21 protein-coding genes are annotated in these 17,869 nt (G+C 72.7%); 15 read left to right on the forward strand and 6 right to left on the reverse strand.

Going from position 1 to position 17,869, the window contains the following annotated elements; all coding sequences use genetic code 11:
* From JWP64_RS08135 to JWP64_RS08150, 4 genes are all read left to right on the forward strand, one after another.
* On the forward strand, positions 1-800 hold an 800-nt coding region (locus JWP64_RS08135; RefSeq protein WP_297494088.1), incomplete at its 5' end, for a 2-oxo acid dehydrogenase subunit E2.
* A gap of 1 nt (position 801) precedes the next feature.
* Positions 802-1,359, forward strand: coding sequence for an antibiotic biosynthesis monooxygenase (locus tag JWP64_RS08140; protein ID WP_297494090.1), 558 nt, complete (start codon positions 802-804; stop codon positions 1,357-1,359).
* A 24-nt stretch (positions 1,360-1,383) separates the two neighbouring features.
* Positions 1,384-1,950 (forward strand): hypothetical protein, encoded by a 567-nt coding sequence (locus JWP64_RS08145; RefSeq protein WP_297494092.1) that lies wholly within the window; start codon positions 1,384-1,386, stop codon positions 1,948-1,950.
* Between the two features lies 1 nt (position 1,951).
* Positions 1,952-2,350: a hypothetical protein gene (locus JWP64_RS08150; protein ID WP_297494094.1), complete on the forward strand. Its 399-nt coding sequence runs from the start codon at positions 1,952-1,954 to the stop codon at positions 2,348-2,350.
* A 22-nt stretch (positions 2,351-2,372) separates the two neighbouring features.
* Here JWP64_RS08150 and JWP64_RS08155 read toward each other — a convergent pair whose 3' ends face one another.
* Positions 2,373-3,428, reverse strand: a complete 1,056-nt coding sequence (locus JWP64_RS08155; RefSeq protein WP_297494096.1) for an amidohydrolase family protein — start codon at positions 3,426-3,428, stop codon at positions 2,373-2,375.
* 158 nt (positions 3,429-3,586) lie between these two features.
* Here JWP64_RS08155 and JWP64_RS08160 point away from each other — a divergent pair, with 158 nt between their 5' ends.
* The 10 genes from JWP64_RS08160 to JWP64_RS08205 are packed head-to-tail and all read left to right on the forward strand — an operon-like array spanning position 3,587 to position 11,528.
* Complete coding sequence (locus JWP64_RS08160) at positions 3,587-3,880, forward strand: hypothetical protein (protein ID WP_297494098.1); 294 nt, start codon at positions 3,587-3,589, stop codon at positions 3,878-3,880.
* Entirely contained in the window at positions 3,868-4,734 is an 867-nt protein-coding gene (locus JWP64_RS08165) for a hypothetical protein (RefSeq protein ID WP_297494100.1), read from the forward strand. Before JWP64_RS08160 ends, JWP64_RS08165 begins: the two co-directional genes overlap by 13 nt.
* The gene (locus JWP64_RS08170) at positions 4,731-5,006 is read left to right on the forward strand and encodes a hypothetical protein (RefSeq protein ID WP_297494101.1); all 276 of its coding nucleotides are present in this window, start codon (positions 4,731-4,733) and stop codon (positions 5,004-5,006) included. The genes JWP64_RS08165 and JWP64_RS08170 overlap by 4 nt, the downstream gene beginning before the upstream one ends.
* Positions 5,007-5,013: 7 nt before the next feature.
* A complete protein-coding gene (locus JWP64_RS08175) occupies positions 5,014-5,847 on the forward strand; it encodes a ThiF family adenylyltransferase (protein ID WP_297494103.1) in 834 nt (277 codons plus the stop codon).
* A gap of 12 nt (positions 5,848-5,859) precedes the next feature.
* Entirely contained in the window at positions 5,860-6,900 is a 1,041-nt protein-coding gene (locus JWP64_RS08180; RefSeq protein ID WP_297494105.1) for an MBL fold metallo-hydrolase, read from the forward strand.
* Positions 6,897-8,321 (forward strand): NAD(P)/FAD-dependent oxidoreductase, encoded by a 1,425-nt coding sequence (locus tag JWP64_RS08185; protein WP_297494107.1) that lies wholly within the window; start codon positions 6,897-6,899, stop codon positions 8,319-8,321. The genes JWP64_RS08180 and JWP64_RS08185 overlap by 4 nt, the downstream gene beginning before the upstream one ends.
* Positions 8,318-9,799, forward strand: coding sequence for an MFS transporter (locus JWP64_RS08190; RefSeq protein ID WP_297494109.1), 1,482 nt, complete (start codon positions 8,318-8,320; stop codon positions 9,797-9,799). Before JWP64_RS08185 ends, JWP64_RS08190 begins: the two co-directional genes overlap by 4 nt.
* Positions 9,800-9,840: 41 nt before the next feature.
* The gene (aroQ, locus tag JWP64_RS08195) at positions 9,841-10,296 is read left to right on the forward strand and encodes a type II 3-dehydroquinate dehydratase (RefSeq protein WP_297494111.1); all 456 of its coding nucleotides are present in this window, start codon (positions 9,841-9,843) and stop codon (positions 10,294-10,296) included.
* Between the two features lie 12 nt (positions 10,297-10,308).
* The gene (locus tag JWP64_RS08200) at positions 10,309-10,494 is read left to right on the forward strand and encodes a hypothetical protein (protein ID WP_297494113.1); all 186 of its coding nucleotides are present in this window, start codon (positions 10,309-10,311) and stop codon (positions 10,492-10,494) included.
* Positions 10,491-11,528 (forward strand): Gfo/Idh/MocA family oxidoreductase, encoded by a 1,038-nt coding sequence (locus JWP64_RS08205; RefSeq protein ID WP_297494115.1) that lies wholly within the window; start codon positions 10,491-10,493, stop codon positions 11,526-11,528. The genes JWP64_RS08200 and JWP64_RS08205 overlap by 4 nt, the downstream gene beginning before the upstream one ends.
* A gap of 9 nt (positions 11,529-11,537) precedes the next feature.
* Here the strand turns inward: JWP64_RS08205 and JWP64_RS08210 are convergent, their stop codons facing one another.
* The 4 genes from JWP64_RS08210 to JWP64_RS08225 form a co-directional block, all read right to left on the reverse strand.
* On the reverse strand, positions 11,538-11,786 hold the full coding sequence (locus JWP64_RS08210) for a hypothetical protein (protein ID WP_297494117.1): 249 nt from the start codon (positions 11,784-11,786) through the stop codon (positions 11,538-11,540).
* Positions 11,787-11,946: 160 nt separating this feature from the next.
* On the reverse strand, positions 11,947-12,420 hold the full coding sequence (locus JWP64_RS08215; RefSeq protein WP_297494119.1) for a DUF3043 domain-containing protein: 474 nt from the start codon (positions 12,418-12,420) through the stop codon (positions 11,947-11,949).
* On the reverse strand, positions 12,417-14,240 hold the full coding sequence (locus JWP64_RS08220) for a sugar phosphate isomerase/epimerase and 4-hydroxyphenylpyruvate domain-containing protein (RefSeq protein ID WP_297494166.1): 1,824 nt from the start codon (positions 14,238-14,240) through the stop codon (positions 12,417-12,419). Before JWP64_RS08220 ends, JWP64_RS08215 begins: the two co-directional genes overlap by 4 nt.
* A 171-nt stretch (positions 14,241-14,411) precedes the next feature.
* Positions 14,412-15,059 (reverse strand): CorA family divalent cation transporter, encoded by a 648-nt coding sequence (locus JWP64_RS08225; RefSeq protein ID WP_297494121.1) that lies wholly within the window; start codon positions 15,057-15,059, stop codon positions 14,412-14,414.
* Between the two features lie 219 nt (positions 15,060-15,278).
* On the opposite strand from JWP64_RS08225, the gene JWP64_RS08230 reads away from it, so the two are divergent.
* The gene (locus tag JWP64_RS08230; RefSeq protein ID WP_297494123.1) at positions 15,279-17,018 is read left to right on the forward strand and encodes an alpha/beta fold hydrolase; all 1,740 of its coding nucleotides are present in this window, start codon (positions 15,279-15,281) and stop codon (positions 17,016-17,018) included.
* Here the strand turns inward: JWP64_RS08230 and JWP64_RS08235 are convergent.
* Entirely contained in the window at positions 17,003-17,806 is an 804-nt protein-coding gene (locus JWP64_RS08235) for an IclR family transcriptional regulator C-terminal domain-containing protein (RefSeq protein ID WP_297494125.1), read from the reverse strand. The two genes, JWP64_RS08230 and JWP64_RS08235, sit on opposite strands and share 16 nt — an antisense overlap.
* Between the last annotated feature and the right edge of the window lie 63 nt (positions 17,807-17,869).

The following is a 17,869-nucleotide window of genomic DNA, read 5'->3' on the forward strand; positions in this document are numbered from 1 at the left end:
CGGCGGCGGCCCCGGTCGCCGCGGCCGCCGCCGCACCGGCCCCGACGGCACCGAAACCGGCTGCCGCCACCACCCCCGCCGTGCCCACCGACGCCCGCGACGAGGTGGTCCAGCTCTCGCGGATGCGCCTCGCCGTCGCGGCGGGGATGAAGGCGTCCCAGACCGCCACCGCGTCCGTCTGGACGTCGGTCGAGGTCGACTTCGACAACGTCGAGCAGGTCCGCAGGAAGCACAAGGACCGGTTCAGGAAGGAGACGGGCTCGTCGCTGAGCTACCTGCCCTTCATCTCCCGGGCCGTCGTCGACGCGCTCCGGGCGTACCCCACCGTCAACTCCTCGATCGACATCGAGGCGAAGGCGATGACGCTGCACCCGTACGTCAACCTCGGCATCGCGGTGGACCTGGACCAGCAGGGCCTCGTCGTCCCGGTGCTCAAGGACGCCGACGGGCTCAACATGCGGGGGATCGCCAAGGGCATCACGTCGATGGCCGCGGCGGCGCGGGGCAAGAAGCTGGGCATGGCGGACATGACCGGGTCGACGTTCACGATCACCAACCCCGGCCCGTTCGCGAGCTGGGCGTCGGCGCCGATCATCAACCAGCCGAACACCGGGATCCTCTGCACCGACGGCGTGAAGCGGCGTCCGGTGGCGGTCGGAGACATGATCGCCATCCATCCGACCGGGATCATCGGGCTGGTCTACGATCACCGGGCGTTCGACGGCTCGACGGCCTCGCTGTTCCTCATGCACATCCGGGACTCGCTGGAGCAGCGCGACTGGGAGGCGGAGGTCGGCTGAGGTGCCCGCAACCGGTGCCGAGCCCGTCACCGTGACGGTCGCGCGCAGGGTCGCCCCGGGCCGTGAGGCGGACTTCGAGGAGTGGAGCGCGGGGCTGACCGCGACCGTGTCCACCTTCCCCGGGTACCTCGGCGCGGGGATGCCCCGGCCCGGGCACCTCGGCGAGCCCTGGCACGTCGTCTTCCGGTTCGACAGCCCCGCGCACCTCGCCGGGTGGGAGTCCTCGCCGGAACGCCGCTCGGTGCTCGACGCGGGGGAGGAGCTCGTGCACTCCACGGACGTCCACCGGATCAGCGGTCTCGAGACGTGGTTCGCCCTGCCCGGGCGGACCGCTCCGGCGCCGCCCCGCTGGAAGATGTTCGTCGTCTCCGCGGCGGGCATCTACCTGCTGAACGTGCTGCTCGCGCTGGCCTACGGCTGGTCGGTGGCGCACTGGGCGCTGCCGGCGCGGACCGCCGCCGTGTCGGTCCCGGTGACGGCGCTGATGACCTGGCTGGTGATGCCGCGCGCGGCCCGGCTGCCGCAGAACTGGCTCTACGCCCCGGATCGCAGGATCTGACCCGTACCGACGAAGGGAACACCCATGCCCCACTTCCTGGTCTCCGGCATCGCCGAGCTCGTGTCGGACGTGGCCGCCGCGCTGCGCGAGAACGGCGCGACGGCCGTCGAGGTCGACGACCTCGCGGACGTCCCGAAGGCCTGCGAGGAGGCCGGGCCGGGTGCGTTCGACGGCTACGTCCAACTGCCCGCGGCCTTCGATGTCCAGGGCGGCAGTGTCGTGCAGCGCGTCCACCACTTCTTCGCCGACGGCGTGCTGGCCCGCTTCCCGGCGGTGTCCGCCGCGATTCCGTGCCTCACCCCGGACGCGCGCCTCACGTTCGTCCTGGGGGTGCTGCCGCCCGAGGTCTCGACCGACGACGACGTGGCGGCCCGCGCGGCGCTCGTCCGGATCCTGGGCCACGCCTCGCGGGCCGACGGACCGGAGGGGCTGCGGGTGAGCGTGCTCGAGTCGGGTACGTCTGCGGAGGAGATCGCGCAGACGGCGTCGGGGCGGCGGCCGGCCAGCGGCCACCGGGCCGACGGGTACGCCGGCGACTCCTACGCCGACTGGCGCGTGGAGATCCTGGGCCTGATGTCCGTGGAGGGGTGAGATGGCAGACGACGAGCAACGGGACAGGACCGGCCCGGAGAACCCGGTCACCGCGTTCGCCCAGCAGCTGCGGGACGCGGCGGACCGGATGATGACGGGCTGGCCGGGGCTCCCGGGGATGCCGGGGATGCCGAAGCCGCCGGCGGCCGCCCTGGCCGGCGCGGGGTCGCCGATGCCGCTGCCCCCCGCGACCGCATCGGCCCACCAGCTGCAGGGCGTCCTCGCCGACCTGGGTGCCCGCCGTGCCCAGGTGCAGGCGCTGTGCACCCAGCTCACGGCGTTCGACGAGCAGCTCGCGGCGCTCGAGGCGAGCCTGCGGCCGCTGCACGAGTGGGCGAAGACCTGGGCGGACGTCGAGGGTGCGGCCACCAGCATGTGGCGGCCGCCGGAGCGGCCCTGACCCCGACCTGCCTACCGCCCCGTCAGTGCGCGACCTGCAACCCCAGCAGCCCGGCCGCGTTGTCCCACAGGATCGCCCGCGTCGACTCCCGGTCCAGGCCGAGGCCGCGCACCGTGTCCAGGGGCGCCCGGTCCCCGAGCTCGAAGGGATGGTCCGTCCCGAGCAGGACGTGCCCCGCGCCGACGTCCTCCACGAGGCGGCGCAGCCGCGTGGGGTCGAACACCGCGGTGTCGTAGTAGAGCCGGTCGGTGAACTCGCTCGGCTTCACCCGGGTCGTGCGGGCGACGTCCTTGCGCTCCCAGCCCATGTCCAGGCGCCCGCGCAGCGCCGGCAGGCAGCCGCCGCCGTGGGCGAGGCACAGGTTCAGCGGGAACCGTTCGAGGACCCGGCCGAAGACCAGGCGCGCCACCGAGAGCGCGGTCTCCATCGGGTACCCGACGAGCTGCGGGAGCCAGAAGTCGGCCTGCCGGTGCGGGTCCGGGACGCCGCTGGGGTGCAGGAACACGAAGGTGCGGCGCTCGGACAGCAGCGCCCACAGGTCGTCGTTGACGGGGTCGTCGAGGTCCCGGCCGCCGCCGCGGCTGCCGATCGCGATGCCGGCGAGGCCGAGGTCGTCCAGCGCCCGGCGGGCCTCGCCGGCGGCCTCCGGCCAGCCCAGCGGGACCGAGCCCAGGCCCAGCAGCCGGTCCGGGGCGTCCGCGACGTACCCGACGAGCTCGTCGTTGCCCTGCGCCACGATGTCGGCGGCGAAGCGCCGCTCGTCCGCGGTGGAGCAGAAGAGGAAGGGCGGCAACGACACCGCGTGCCGTTCCACCCCGACCGCATCCATCTCGGAGAGCCGGACGTCGACGTCGTACTGGGACCGGGCCAGCGGCAGCGATGCCCGCGGCCCGACCCCGCTCACCCGCGGATCCAGCCGCACGACGCCGTCCGGTACCCCGGTCAGGTCCGCCAGGCCGCGCTCGGCGAGGCGCTCGAGCAGCGGCAGCGGCATGGCGTGCGCGTGGACGTCGATCGCACCGGCCGTCGGGGCCGTCACCGCCGCGGCCGGTGCCTGCTGTGAACCGTTGAGCCCCATCCGTGATCCCCCTCGTCCCCCGAAGCCGGGCCGACCCACTGTCGCCGCCGGGCCGCGGGGCCACCACGTCCTCTCACTGGTCGGAAGACGGGCACGGAGCCGTGTGGGGAGCCGGGCGCGCGTGCGAATCTGCGGTCGGAGCCATCAGGAGGAGAGCGATGAGTCTCTACCAGCTGCATCGATGCGTGTACGACTGGGTCCGCGCCGGTGAGGTGAACAGCGGCACCGACGTCGACGGCCGGCTGAACTTCGACGACACCGTCTACGAGCTCAGCGTCGACGAGCGCAAGGCGTTCGTGGACCGCGACGTGGCCGGGCTCTACCAGCTCGGCCTGCACCAGGTCCTGCTCAACAGGTTCTGCCGCGCCGCCGGGTTCGCGCGCGACGACTACCGCAAGATCCTCGAGCCGTTCGGGGAGACGGAGGAGAGGAGGGGCCGGTGGCAGAGATAGTCCTGGCGTACTGCGCCTCGCACGCGCCGATGATGTCCTCGGCGAGGATGGCGGCGCCGGAGGCGCAGCGGAAGAACTTCTTCGGGGCCCTGGAGTACCTGAAGGACCAGGCGGTCGAGCGCGGCGTGCAGGCGTGCGTCGTCCTCTCCAACGAGCACTTCACCAACTTCTTCCTGGAGAACTTCCCGCAGATCTGCATCGGGGTCGGGGAGAAGAACTGGGGCCCGACGGAGGAGTGGCTGCCGATCGACAAGGTGTGGATCCCCGGCCACGAGGGCCTGGCGAACCACATCGCGCGCTACACCCTCGACCACGGCTTCGATCCCGCGTTCTCCCACCAGCTCGAGCTGGACCACGGGATCATGACCGTCTACTACGAGCTCGACAACGAGATGAAGCTGCCGCTCGTGCCGATCGTGCAGAACTGCGCGGTCCCGCCGCTCATGCCGGTGCGCCGGGCCTACGAGTTCGGCAAGCAGCTCGGGGACGCGATCCGCTCCTACACCGGGCTGCAGCGGGTCGCGGTCGTCGGGGCCGGCGGCCTGTCGCACTTCATCGGTAACCCCCGCGTCGGCGACATCGTCGAGGACCACGACCGGTGGTTCCTCGAACGGCTCGAGCGCGGCGAGGTCGAGCAGATCCTGGACATGCCGGACAGCGAGATCGAGCTGGCGGGCAACGGGAACCACGAGATGCGAAGCTGGCTCGCGGTCGCGGGAGCGATGGCGCCGCTGACGTCGACGACGCTGGCCTACGAGCCCGTCCACCCGTGGATCACGGGAATGGGCGTCGCGCAGTGGGACACCACCGGAACGCAGCAAGGAACCAGGCAGAACCAGGAGGAGCCGGCATGACCAGCACACCGGACGTCAGTGGCCAGGTCGAAGCGGCCACCCAGCGGGTCCGCGAGCTCAGCGAGCGGGTCATGGAGCAGGCGAAGTCCAACGGACTGGCCTGGCTGGAGGGCTACGAGCGCGTCCTGAAGAACATGCTGGACCTCGAGGAGCAGGCGGCGAAGGGCACCGGTGCGGACTGGGCGGGAACCCTGGCCAGCACGCACGCCAACTTCGTCCGCGAGACCTCCGAGGTCGTGTTCGGGGTCATGCGCGACCAGATGAAGCGCTGAGCCTGTCGTGATCAGCGGAACCACGACCCTGATCGCCCACATCGGCTATCCCACGTTCGCGTTCAAGGCGCCGCTCATCTACAACCCGTGGTTCGAGAAGAACGACATCGACGCCGTGGTGGTGCCGATGGGGGTGAAGGCGGAGGACTACCGCGAGACGCTGCCCCGGCTGTTCGGCCTGACGAACATCCGCGGCGCGCTGGTGACGATGCCGCACAAGGTGGTCACCTGCGAGCTGGTGGACGAGCTGAGCCCGGTCGCGACCGTGGCCGGGGCGGCGAACGCGATCCTGCGCCGGGAGGACGGCACGCTGCTGGGCGACCAGTTCGACGGCGCCGGCTTCGTCCGGGGCGTGGAACGCAAGGGATTCCCCCTCGCCGGGAAGCGGGTGCTGGTCGTGGGGAACGGCGGGGTGGGGTCGCCGATCGCCGCGTCGCTCGCGGGGGCCGGCGTCGGCGAGATCGGCCTGTTCGACCCGAACTCCTCCGCGTCGGAGGCGCTCGCCGGCCGGCTCGCCGACCAGTACCCGGACATCACCGTCACCGTCGGCTCGAAGGACCCGGACGGCTACGACCTCGTCGTCAACGCCACGCCGCTCGGGATGAACGACGGCGACCCGCTGCCGTGCGACGTCGACCGGATCGCCCCGACGACCTTCGTCGGGGAGGTCGTGATGAAGCAGACGATCACGCCGTTCCTCGCGGCCGCACAGGCCAAGGGCTGCCCCATCCAGGTCGGCTCGGACATGCTGTTCGAGATGATCCCGGCCTACGTCGAGTTCTTCGGGTTCGGCACGGCGACGCCCGAGGAGCTCCGCGCGGTCTCGCAGATCAAGGCCTGAGCGGTGCACGCCGTGAGCGCCCCCGACGTCACCGAGGTGGCGCCGGGGGTGCACCGGCTCGCCCTGCCGCTCGGCATCCACGGCGTCCCGACGGTCGGCGCGTACCTGCTGCGCGGGTCCGCCGGCACCGGTGACGTGCTGGTGGACTGCGGGATCGCGGCCGCCACGACACCCGACGGGGACCCGGGCCCGGACGGCACCGCCGCGATCGAGGCGGCGCTCGCGGCCTGCGGCCGGCGGCTGGAGGACATCGCGCTGCTGGTCGTCACCCACGCCCACATCGACCACTTCGGCCTGGCCGGGGAGGTCGTGCGGCGCAGCGGCGGCGAGCTCTGGATGCACCGCGACACCCGGCTGGACCTCGACAAGTACGCCGACCCCGACGAGGCGGTGGACCGGCGGATGCTGATGCTCGCCGACCACGGCCTCTACGGCCCCGAGCTCACCGAGAGCTCCGTGGGGCTGCGGGACTGGATGCCCGTCATGCCGTCGATCGGCAGGCCCGACCGGATGCTCACCGGTGGGGAACGGATCACCGCGGGGGACCGGAGCTGGGAGGTCGTGCACACGCCCGGCCACTCCGACGGGCACGTCTGTCTCTGGTCGGCGGCCGATCGCGTGCTGTGCTCCGGGGACCACCTGCTGCAGGTCGTGTCCCCGCCGGTGACGTTCGAGCGCGGCTTCGCCCGGGACCCGATGGGCGCCTACCTGGACTCGCTGGAGCGGGTCGAGGCGCTGGCGCCGGACCTCGTCCTGCCGGGGCACGGCCCGCCCTTCCGCGACGGGGCCCGCCGCGCGGCATCGATCGCCGGGAACAAGCGGCGCCGGCTGGCGCAGGTCCGGGAGCTCGTCGAGGAGCGGCCGCGCACGGTCACCGACATCACCGGGACGGTGTTCCGGCAGGCGCTCACCGGCGCCCAGCGCCACTTCGCGATGGCCGAGATCCTGGCCTACCTCGCCCACCACGAGACCCGGGGCGTCCTGGAGCGCGGCCGCCGCCCGGACGGGGTCTTCGTCTGGCGCCCCGCCGACCACGAGGAGAACGCCCCATGACCACCAGCGAGCAGCAGCGGCACCGGGTCGTCGTGGTCGGCGGCGGGTTCGGCGGCCTGAACGCGGTCCGCTCCCTGGCCCACGCCGACGTCGACGTGACCGTCGTGGACCGGGCCAACCACCACCTCTTCCAGCCGCTGCTCTACCAGGTCGCGGCCGGTATCCTGCCGCCTGGACTGATCGCCCCGGCGCTGCGCAGCGTGATCAGGAAGCAACGGAACGCGCGGGCGTTGCTGGCCGAGGTCACCGACCTCGACCTGGAGAACAGGGTCGTCCGCGCGGAGGGCCCCGCCGACCACTTCGTCGAGCTGCCGTACGACACCCTCGTCGTGGCCGGCGGCGCCACCCACTCCTACTTCGGCCGGGACGAGTTCGCCCGGTACGCGCCCGGTATGAAGACCATCGAGGACGCCCGTCACCTGCGGGACCGGATCCTCGTCGCCTTCGAGACGGCCGAGCTGTGCACCGACCCGGAGGAACGGGCCGAGTGGCTCACGTTCGTGGTGATCGGGGCCGGGCCCACCGGCGTCGAGCTCGTGGGGCAGGTGGCCGAGCTGGCGCACAAGGTCCTGCCGCAGGACTACCGGTCCGTGGACACCCGGGAGGCCCGGATCCTGCTCCTGGAGGGCGCCGGGGCCGTCCTCGGTCCCTTCGACGAGAAGCTCCAGCGCTACACGCGGGAGCGGCTGGAGGAGATGGGCGTCGAGATCCGGCTGAACACCCTCGCGACGGACATGGACGACGTGTCGGTGACGGTGAAGGGCCCCGACGGGCCGGAGACCATCCGGACCCGGACCCGGATCTGGGCGGCGGGTGTGCAGGCCTCGCCGCTGGCGAAACAGCTCGCCGAGCGTGCGGGGCTCGAGACGGACCGGGCCGGACGCATCCCGGTGAACCCGGACTGCACGCTGCCCGGGCATCCGGAGGTGTTCGCCGTCGGGGACATGGTGTCGCTTAACAAGCTCCCGGGCGTCGCCCAGCCGGCGATGCAGGAGGGGAAGTACGTCGGCAAGGTGATCAAGGCCCGGCTGGCCGGCGACGAGCGCGTCGAGCCCTTCGAGTACTTCGACAAGGGGAGCATGGCGACGATCGGCCATCGCTCGGCGGTCGCGGACGCGTTCGGCATGAAGTTCACCGGGGTGATCGGCTACACGATGTGGGGCTTCATCCACGTCCTCTACCTGATCGGCTGGGGAAACCGCCTCGGCACGCTGTACACCTGGGCCCGCGCGCTCACGTTCTCGAACAACCGCGGCCACCGCATCATCACGTTCCGGCAGGCCGCCGAGCCGCCTCCGGACGAGGACTGCCGTCCAGCGGAAACCGCCGTCCGGCCCGTTGACCTGCGCCAACCGCAGGCGATGCACTTCCCCCACCGCCCGCAGCACGACCCCGGGCTCCGCCGTCAGGAGGAAACGTGAGCGACCAGATCATCGAGCCGCCCGGCTCGGGAGAGCCGACAGCGCACGCCAAGACGCCGAAGAAGGCCGCGGCGAGCGGCTGGATCGGCAGCGCGCTGGAGTACTACGACTTCTTCATCTACGCCCAGGCAGCCGCACTGGTCTTCCCCCTCATCTTCTTCCCGTCGAACAACCCGCAGGTCGCCATCGTCGCGTCGTTCGCGACGTTCGGCGTCGGCTACGTCGCGCGTCCCATCGGCGCCTTCGTGCTGGGGCACTGGGGCGACACGCACGGTCGTAAGAACGTGCTGGTGCTGTGCATGCTGCTGATGGGCGCCTCGACGTTCCTCGTCGCGCTGCTGCCCACCTACGCGGTGGCCGGGGTGTGGGCGCCGATCCTGCTCGTGGCGCTGCGGCTGATCCAGGGCTTCGCGGTCGGCGGGGAGATCTCCGGGGCGAGCGCGATGATCCTCGAGCACGCGCCGTTCGGGCGGCGCGGCTACTTCGGCAGCTTCACGCTGCAGGGCGTCCAGGCCGGCCAGATCATCGCCGCCGCGGTGTTCCTCCCGCTGTCCGCCGTCATGTCGACCGACGCGTTCACCACCTGGGGCTGGCGGATCCCGTTCCTGCTCAGCGCGCTGGTCGTCGTGGCGGGTTACATCATCCGGCGCCGGGTCGACGAGACCCCGGCTTTCCAGGAGGAGGCCGAGCACGGGGAGATCCCGGCGGCCCCGATCGTCCAGGCCGTGAAGGAGAACGGCATCGACATGGTGCGCGTGGCCTGCATGGCCCTGATGAACGCCATCCCGACGGCGGTGACCGTCTTCGGTGCCACCTTCGCGACCAACGCGGGCTACGGCGTCGGGCTGACGTCCACGAACTACCTCTGGATCTCGGTGGCCGGCAACGTGGTCGCCGTGCTCCTGATCCCGTTCGTGGGCAACCTGTCGGACAAGATCGGGCGCCGGCCGGTCTTCATCGTCGGCGCCCTCGGGTCGGGTGCGCTCGGCTACGCCTACCTGTACTACGTCGCCCAGGCGAACTTCGCCATGGCGTTCCTGTTCGCGATCCTGATGTGGGGCATCGTCTACCAGGGCTACAACGCCGTGTTCCCGGCGTTCTACCAGGAGCTCTTCCCGACCAAGACCCGGGTGACCGCGTTCGCCGTGTCGCAGAACATCGGCACGCTGATCACCGCGTTCCTGCCGACGATCTACGCCGCCCTCGTCGGACCCACGCCGAGCGCGTGCGTCGTGAACAAGAAGTTCGCCCCGGACGTCGTCCTGCCCTCCGGCGAGACCTGCCGGGCGGCGGCCGACGCGATCGAGGGCGACGTCGTCTGGACCGTCGGGAGCATCACGTTCGGGCTGGCGATCATCGCGGCGATCGCGTGCTTCACCGCCCGGGAGACCTTCCGGGTGCACCTCAACGACCTCGGCAACAAGAACGCGGTCCCGGTGCCCCCCGACGAGTACACCCGGCTGCGGGCCTCGGTCTGACCTCGGCAGCGCACGCCTGAACGACCCGCGAAGGGAAGCGCATGACGTCCGTCCTGGTGCTCAACGGCCCCAACCTCAACCTGCTCGGCACCCGCAAGCCCGAGGTGTACGGCCGGACCACCCTAACCGACGTCGAGGAGATGTGCCGGGAGGAGGGCGGCAAGCTCGGCCTCGAGGTCGAGTTCCGCCAGTCCAACCACGAGGGGCAGCTGGTCGACTGGGTGCACGAGTTCGGGGCCGAGGTGAAGGCGGGGCGGTCGATCGGCGCCGTCTTCAACCCCGGCGCCTTCACCCACACCTCGGCGGCGCTGCACGACGCGATCGAGGGCGCGAGCCTGCCGGTGATCGAGCTGCACATCTCCAACGTGCACGCCCGCGAGGAGTGGCGGCACCACTCGTTCATCTCCCCGGTCGCCCGCGGGATCGTCGTCGGGTTCGGCGTCCTCGGCTACGTCCTGGCCCTGCAGGGCCTGGCGCAGCTGGCGCAGGAGGGCTGAACGGTGCAGGTCATGCTGCAACGTGTCATGAGCGGGGGGACCCTCGTGCTGGGTCTCCTCCTCGCGCTCTGGTTCGACGCGTCCGGCACCGCGGGAGCCCAGCCGCTCGGCTGGCTCCTCGCGGGGCTGGGAGCGCTCGGCCTGGTGGCGTCCTTCCTGCTGCCCGCGCGGGCGGACAGCAGGAAGAACCACCGGTGACGGCCCGGATCGCGGTCGCCGGAGCCGGGCTGATCGGCCGGCGACACATCGAGGAGATCGACGCGAGCGGGTCCGCCGAGCTGGCGTCGATCGTCGATCCCGGGCCCGCGGGGCCGGAGCTGGCGGGCAAGTACAGCGTCGCGCTGTACGGCTCGCTCGGGGAGATGTTCGCCGCGGACCGGCCGGACGGGGTCATCCTCGCGACGCCGAACCGGATGCACGTCGACGGTGGGCTGGAGTGCGTCGCGGCGGGCGTGCCGGTGATCGTCGAGAAGCCGATCGGGGACTCCGTCGAGGGGGCCACCCGGCTCGTCGAGGCGGGGGTGGTGGCGGGGGTACCCGTGCTGACCGGCCACCACCGGCAGCACAGCCCGATCATGCGGAAGGCGCGCGAGATCGTCGCGAGCGGGGTGCTCGGCCGGATCGTCGCCGTCACCGGGACCGCGATGTTCCACAAACCGGACGACTACTTCGACGCCGGCGGCGGATGGCGCCGCGAGCCCGGCGGCGGGCCGATCCTGCTCAACCTCATCCATGAGGTGAACAACCTGCAGTCCCTCGTCGGCGAGGTCGTCCGGGTCCAGGCCGTGACGTCCAACGCGACGCGCGGCTTCCCCGTCGAGGACACCGCCGCGATGATCTTCACCTTCGCCGGCGGCGCGCTGGGCACCTTCCTGTTGTCGGACACCGCGGCCTCCGCCCGGAGCTGGGAACAGACGTCCAAGGAGAACACGGATTACCCGACCTACCCCGACGAGGACGCCTACCACATCGCCGGGACGGACGGCTCGCTGTCGATCCCGACGATGCGGCTGCGGACGTTCCCGGGGAAGCACAGCTGGTACGAGCCGTACGAGGACGCCACGGTCGAGCTGGAGCGCAGCGACCCGCTGGCGAACCAGGTCGAGCACTTCGCCGCGGTCATCCGGGGCGAGGCCGAGCCGATCGTCAGCGGCCGGGACGGCCTCACGACGCTGCGGGTGGTGGACGCGGTCCTGCAGGCGGCGCAGACCGGCCGGCCGGTCGACGTGTAGCCGTCTCTCCTAGGCGTGGCCGCCGACGTCCATGGTGCGCGGTCGCAGGCGCCAGGACAGCCAGAGGACGGCGGAGTCGACGATCTCGGCAGCGCGCAGGGCCCCGAGCGCGGCGACGGTGGCGGGGGAGCCCGGTGCCGCCGCCTCGATCTCGCGGGCCATGCGCTCGCGGTCCACGGCGATCTCGGCGCCGCCGGCGAGCAGCCGGTCGCTGAGCCGCTCGCGCAGACCGCCGACAGGGATGGTGGTGTCGGGCACGAGGCCCTCCTCGGGTGGGGCGTCGTCCCGGGCGGAGCCCGGGCACGGCCGGAGCCGAGGACGCCGGCGCGACGGTGTGGCGGGACCCGGGGACTCCGGGCCCGCCCAGGTTACCTCCGATCGAGGCCGCCGGCCCCGTCCACGAGGGACGGGAGCCGGGTCAGGAGCCCGGGCGGACCCGGGGCCCGGGTCGGCGGGTGTTCCGCGGGCGGTGCGCCCGCATGAACGCGTACCAGGTCGTCGCGGGTGCGCTGACCTGGGCGTCCGGGAACGCCGCGCGCGCCGCCGCGGTGGTGGCCCGGCCGAGCAGTAGGGCGTCGACGGCGACCACCGCGAGGGCCGCGAGGCTGCCCAGCCACAGCTGGTGCTGCAGGTCGGACGCCGGGCCGAACGTCGTGATGAGGAACAGGCCGAACACGGGTGCGAAGAGCCCGACCAGCCGCCGCCGGGCGTCGACGAGGTCCCGGACGAGGGCGCGGACGGGGCCGCGGTCCCTAGGCTGCAGGTCCGCGTCGACCGGCCCGCCGGCCGTCGCGGTGGCCGCGGGACGCGGCGGCCGCGGGCGTTCGGGCGGGACCGGCCTCGCGGTGCGGACGGGCTTCCGGGCCCGGGACGTCCGCCGCCGCCCGCTCATCGCGGCCTCCCCGCCGAACCGAGCCGCTGCCGTCTGTGGGCGGCCATCCGGACCGGCGAGTTGGCCTCGCCGTAGCCGGCGTACCCGCCGATCCGCTGGACGACCTCGAAGAACACCCGCCCGCCCAGCACGGCGGTGTAGAAGTGCAGGAACTCGCCGTGGGCGTCCCGGTCGAGCAGCACGCCCGTCTCGCGGAGGTCCGTGAGCAGGTCCGGCGGCGGGGCCAGCCGGGCGTCGAGGTCGTCGTAGTAGTTGTCCGGGACGTCCACGAGCGGTGCTCCCGCGGCCCGGACGGCCCGGGCCGCGGCCAGGACGTCCGTCGAGGCGAACGCGACGTGCTGGGGATCGCTCACCCGGGGGCCCCACTCCTCGCCCCGGCGCAGGACGGACACGCTCAGCCCGATCCGCACCGTCTGCGCCGGATCCGCGACCGTCCGGTTCCGGACCAGGCCGAACGGTGCCGCGATCTCGGAGCTGTGCTGGGTCTGCAGGCCGAGCACCGAGCGGTAGAAGAGCGCGGCCTCGTCGAAGTGGTCGTAGGGCTGGGTCAGGGCGACGTGGTCGACGTGGGTGATCGTCCCCTCCGGATCCCCCTCGCCGGTGGGCGCGAAGTCCGAGAGCCAGCTCGACGGTTCGCTCCCGCTGTGGCAGAAGAAGATCGCCGTCCCGTCCGCGGCCTCGACGGCCGGGAGGTCCGCCTCGCCCGCGCCGTGCGCCCGGGGGAGCAGGGGCGCGAACAGCGCCTCGGCCCGGGCGGCGGACGCGGCGGGGTCCGCGGTCTCGACACCGATCGCCGCAACCGCCGCGCCCGGGTCCGCGGACGTGTTCAGCAGGATCCGCGCCGCCCCGTGCCGCCACAGCTGCACGGGCTTGCTCCGATGCTGAGCGACGTGCCCGAGGCCCAGCGCGGCGAGCATGTCCGCGACCGAGGGGCCCGCGTCCGCGTCGACCGCGATCTCGGTGAAGGCGTTCCCGGACAGCGCGGGGATCGGGGGCAGCACCGGCTCCGCGAGTGCGGCGACGGGGGCGTGGGAGCGGGTGGCCTCCTGCAGGGCGAGCAGGGACCGGTGCGCGTCGACGGCGGCGCGGAGCGGGTCGGCCTGCCGGAAGACGTCGTTGAAGACCTCCAGCGACAGCGGCCCCCGGTAGCCGGCGGCGAGCACGTGGGTGAGGAAGTCCGGCAGGTCGAAGGCGCCCTGGCCGGGGAAGAGCCGGTGGTGGCGGCTCCACTGCAGGACGTCCATGGACAGGTAGGGGGCGTCGGCGAGCTGCAGGAAGAACAGCTTGTCGGCGGGGACGTCCCGGATCCCCGCGGGATCGGAGCCGCGGGAGAGGATGTGGAAGCTGTCGAGGCACAGGCCGAGCGCGGGATGGTCCGCCTTCCGGACGATGTCCCACGAGCGCTCGTAGGTGTTGACGAACCGGCCCCAGGCCAGCGCCTCGTAGGACACGCGCATCCCGCGCGCGGCGGCCCGTCCGGCGAGCGTCCGGAGCTGTTCGGCGGCGAGGTCGTCGTCGTCGACGGCGTCGGGGGAGACCGACGAGCAGACCAGCACGAGGTCCGTGCCCAGCTGCTCCATGACGTCGAACTTGAGCTCGGCCCGCCGCAGGTTGGCCGCCAGGACCTCGGGCGGGACGGCGTCGAAGTCCCGGAACGGCTGGTAGAGGTCGATCGAGAGGCCGAGGTCGGCGCAGCGGGAGCGCACCTCGGCGGGGGACCAGGGCGAGGCGACCAGGTCCGGCTCGAAGATCTCGACGCCGTCGAACCCGGCCTTCGCGGCCGCGGCGAGCTTGTCCTCCAGGGTGCCGGACAGGCACACGGTGGCGACGGCGGTGCGGAGCCCGGCGCGCGCCACGCCGCCCCGGCTGACCCCCTCGGGCACCACGAGTGCGGACTCGGCGGACACGGACCACCCCCAGCTCGGCTACGTGGCGACCAGCCTCGCGCGGCCGCCGGGCTCCGGCACGGGGTTCCCGCCCAGCGGAGGGGCTCACCACCAGCCCTTGCGCCGCGCCCAGACCAACAGCGTGACCGACATGACCGCCATCCCGGTCAGCAGCACGGCCAGGATGCCGGCGTGGGTCTCCCCGGAGACGATCACGTTCATCCCCATCACCGACGAGATCGCGGTGACGGGCAGCGTCACCGCCGCGATGACGGCCAGCCGCTCGGCCGCGATCGCCATCTTGGTGTTCGTCCGGGTCCGGTAGAAAAACTGCTCGGGATCGCCCATGTGCCCGCCGGTGACCGTGCGTTCGAGCCGCCACACCTCCTCGGTGAGCGAGGTCAGGTAGTCCCGCAGCCGGTTGGTCAGCGCCGTGACGATCGCGAAGGACAGTTCCGCGGGCGAACCCGGCCGCAGCCGTCCGGACTCCAGCCTGCGCAGGACGGCGTCGGTCTCGACGAGGGCGGACGCCGGGGGCACCTCCGGGTTCGTCGGGCCGTGCACCGTCACGACGTAGCCGGGGCCGACGAACTGGTCGAGCTCCACGTAGTGCACGTGGCCGCGGGCGCCGCGCTCGGGCGCGTGCAGGACGACGAACACGTGGTCGGCGTAGCGGTGGACCTTGGGCACCGGGTTGCGGCTCGCGCAGTCCCGCACGGCCCGGGGGTGCAGGCCGAGCTGCTCGGCCAGCACCCGTCCGCGTCGTCGCCCCAGGTCGGCACGTCGAGCCAGACGAGGCCGGGGCCGCGCAGCAGCCCGGGCAGGTCGTCGACCGGGTGCGACCGCACGCCGTCCGCCGACACCACCCGCAGCTCCACGCGCCCACGCTCCCGCACCGCGAGACGCCGGACGCCGGGTTCCGGCCAGCGGGACGTCCCGGGGCGCGCCGCGTGGACGCGACACCATGGGCGGATGGCACAGGCAGAGGAGTCTTCGCGGGGCGCCGACCAGCGGAACCCGTGGCAGATCGCCGAGCGCGCCGCGAGCGTGCTCGGGCCCGAGTCCGCGCTCGTCGAGGACATGGACGCCGCCGGCTTCGGCCAGGCGCTGGGCGCGGCGGTGGGGGCCGGGCTGCGGAGCCCGGCGGCACCGGCGCGGGCGGCGCTGCGGCTGGCCACGGACCTGACCCGGATCCCGATGGTCGCGGCGACGCGCTGGTTCGGCCGCGACATCGAGGCGCCGGTCGAGGTGAACCCGAAGGACCGGCGGTTCGCCGACCCCGCCTGGACGACCAACCCGGCCTTCTTCGCCCTGCGCCAGGCCTATCTGGCGGGGTGCCGGTTCTCCCGTGACGTCGTGGGGTCCGCGGAGCTGGAGCCGGACACCGCCCGCAAGGCGATGATGGCGCTGGACCTGGTGCTCGACGCCCTCGCCCCGACGAACCTGGCCGCGGCCAATCCGGCGGTCCTCAAACGGGCCTTCGACACCGCGGGGACCAGCCTCGTCGCGGGCGCCCGGAACTTCCTGGACGACGTGCGGCACAACGGCGGGCGGCCCCGTCAGGTCGACACCAGCGGCTTCGAGGTGGGCGGCAACCTCGCGGTGACGCCCGCGAAGGTCGTCTACCGCAACCAGCTGATGGAGCTGCTGCAGTACGAGCCGCAGACCGACCAGGTGCACGCGACGCCGCTGCTGTGCAGCCCGCCATGGATCAACAAGTACTACGTCATGGACCTCGCCCCCGACCGCAGCTTCGTCGAGTGGGCGGTGCGGCACGGCCGGACCGTGTTCGCGATCAGCTACAAGAACCCGACGAAGGACATGTCGGGCACCACGATGGACGACTACCTGGTGCACGGCCCGAAGACCGCCCTGGACGTCATCACGGAGATCACCGGCGCCGAGAAGATCGACATCGTGGGGCTCTGCCTCGGCGGCGCGATGACGGCGATCACCGCCGCCTACCTGACCCAGGCCGGGGACGACCGGATCGGCACGCTCACGCTGCTCAACACGATGCTGGACTACTCCGAGCCGGGTGCGCTCGGCGCGTTCACCGACGCCCGGACGGTCGACAAGCTCGAGCGGAAGATGAAGCGCGAGGGCACCCTCGAGGGCCGGACGATGGCCGGGACGTTCGACATCCTGCGGGCGAACGACCTGATCTTCAACTACGTGGTCTCGAACTGGCTCATGGGTCAGACCCCGCCGGCGTTCGACATCCTGGCCTGGAACGCCGACAGCACCCGCATGCCGGCCGCCATGCACGCGTTCTACCTGCGGAACTTCTACGTGCGGAACAAGCTCGCCGCGGGCACGCTGGAGATCGGCGGCACCGTCGTCGACCTGGGGGTGATCAAGTCCCCGACCTACGTTGTGAGCGCGGTCAACGACCACATCGTGCCCTGGCAGTCCGCCTACAAGACCGCGGGACTCGTCAGCGGGCCGGTGCGCTTCGTCCTCGGCAGCGGCGGACACATCGCCGGGATCGTCAGCCCGCCCGGCCCCAAGGCCTGGCACATGCTCGCCGAGGACACGCCCGCGTCGGCCGCCGAGTGGCACGCCAAGGCCGTCCGGCGGAGCGGGTCGTGGTGGGAGGACTGGGCCGTCTGGTCCGCGGAGCACTCGGGGCCGCAGGTCGCGCCGCCCTCCATGGGGAGCGCCGCGCACCCGGTGCTCGGCCCCGGTCCGGGCGACTACGTCAGGACCTGATCGCTCCGGACGGGGTCGCCGTCCCGGGCGGTGCGCGCGTCGCCGGCGAGCTCGCGCGACAGGCTGCGCGAGGCGATCGCGAGCGCCGCCATCACCGGCTGGAGCTCCCGGCCGAGGTCCCGGACGGTCAGCTCGATCGCGGCGACGACGTCCCCGCCCGGCCCGAACACGGGCATCGCCACGGCGGAGGTCGTGGGCTCCAGCTCGAACCGGGTCACCGCGACCCGGGTGAGCCGCGTGACCCCGAGGGCCCGGCGCAGCCGCTCGGGAGAGGTCACGGTGTGCGGCGTGTAGGGGCGGAGCCCGCGCATGATCGTCAGCTCGACGGTGCTCGCCGGGGAGAAGGCCAGCAGCGCGCGGCCGAGCGCGGTCGGGTGGGCGGGCAGGGTCGCCGCCGCGGAGAATCCGGTGACGGGCCGGTGGCCCGGCTGCTTCTCGATGTAGGCCACCTCGAGCTCGCTCAGCACCCCGAGCCGGGCCCGGCTCTTGGTGGCGGCCGAGAGGTCCTCCAGCACGCAGGGGGCGCGTTCGGCGATGCTCGGCGGGCACGCGTCGCCCGTCCCGATCATCCGCAGCGGCAGGCCCGCACGGTAGAGCCCGTCGTCGGTCCGCTCCAGGAGGCGCCACGACGCCAGCTCGGAGGTGAGCCGGTGGGCGGTCGAGATCGGCAGCCCGGCGAGGCGGGCGATCTCGGTCAACGAGTGCTCGCTCCCCTCGGTGAAGGTCATGAGGATCGAGGTGATCTTGCTGGTCACGGATCTACCCGACTCGGTGGAGTTGCCGGCCACTACGTCCTCCTCGGTCATCCGCACGGGCCCCGGCGTTGGCGCCCGTACCGTACGAAATACGTG

This window comes from Pseudonocardia sp. (genome assembly GCF_025465255.1).
GTDB lineage: Bacteria > Actinomycetota > Actinomycetes > Mycobacteriales > Pseudonocardiaceae > Pseudonocardia.

Coding starts and splice junctions, on each gene's coding strand:
- JWP64_RS08145 (WP_297494092.1), top strand. CDS start 1,384: ATGCCCCACTTCCTGGTCTCCGGCATCGCCGAGCTCGTGTCGGACGTG.
- JWP64_RS08150 (WP_297494094.1), top strand. CDS start 1,952: ATGGCAGACGACGAGCAACGGGACAGGACCGGCCCGGAGAACCCGGTC.
- JWP64_RS08155 (WP_297494096.1), bottom strand. CDS start 3,428: ATGGGGCTCAACGGTTCACAGCAGGCACCGGCCGCGGCGGTGACGGCC.
- JWP64_RS08160 (WP_297494098.1), top strand. CDS start 3,587: ATGAGTCTCTACCAGCTGCATCGATGCGTGTACGACTGGGTCCGCGCC.
- JWP64_RS08170 (WP_297494101.1), top strand. CDS start 4,731: ATGACCAGCACACCGGACGTCAGTGGCCAGGTCGAAGCGGCCACCCAG.
- JWP64_RS08185 (WP_297494107.1), top strand. CDS start 6,897: ATGACCACCAGCGAGCAGCAGCGGCACCGGGTCGTCGTGGTCGGCGGC.
- aroQ (WP_297494111.1), top strand. CDS start 9,841: ATGACGTCCGTCCTGGTGCTCAACGGCCCCAACCTCAACCTGCTCGGC.
- JWP64_RS08200 (WP_297494113.1), top strand. CDS start 10,309: ATGCTGCAACGTGTCATGAGCGGGGGGACCCTCGTGCTGGGTCTCCTC.
- JWP64_RS08215 (WP_297494119.1), bottom strand. CDS start 12,420: ATGAGCGGGCGGCGGCGGACGTCCCGGGCCCGGAAGCCCGTCCGCACC.
- JWP64_RS08230 (WP_297494123.1), top strand. CDS start 15,279: ATGGCACAGGCAGAGGAGTCTTCGCGGGGCGCCGACCAGCGGAACCCG.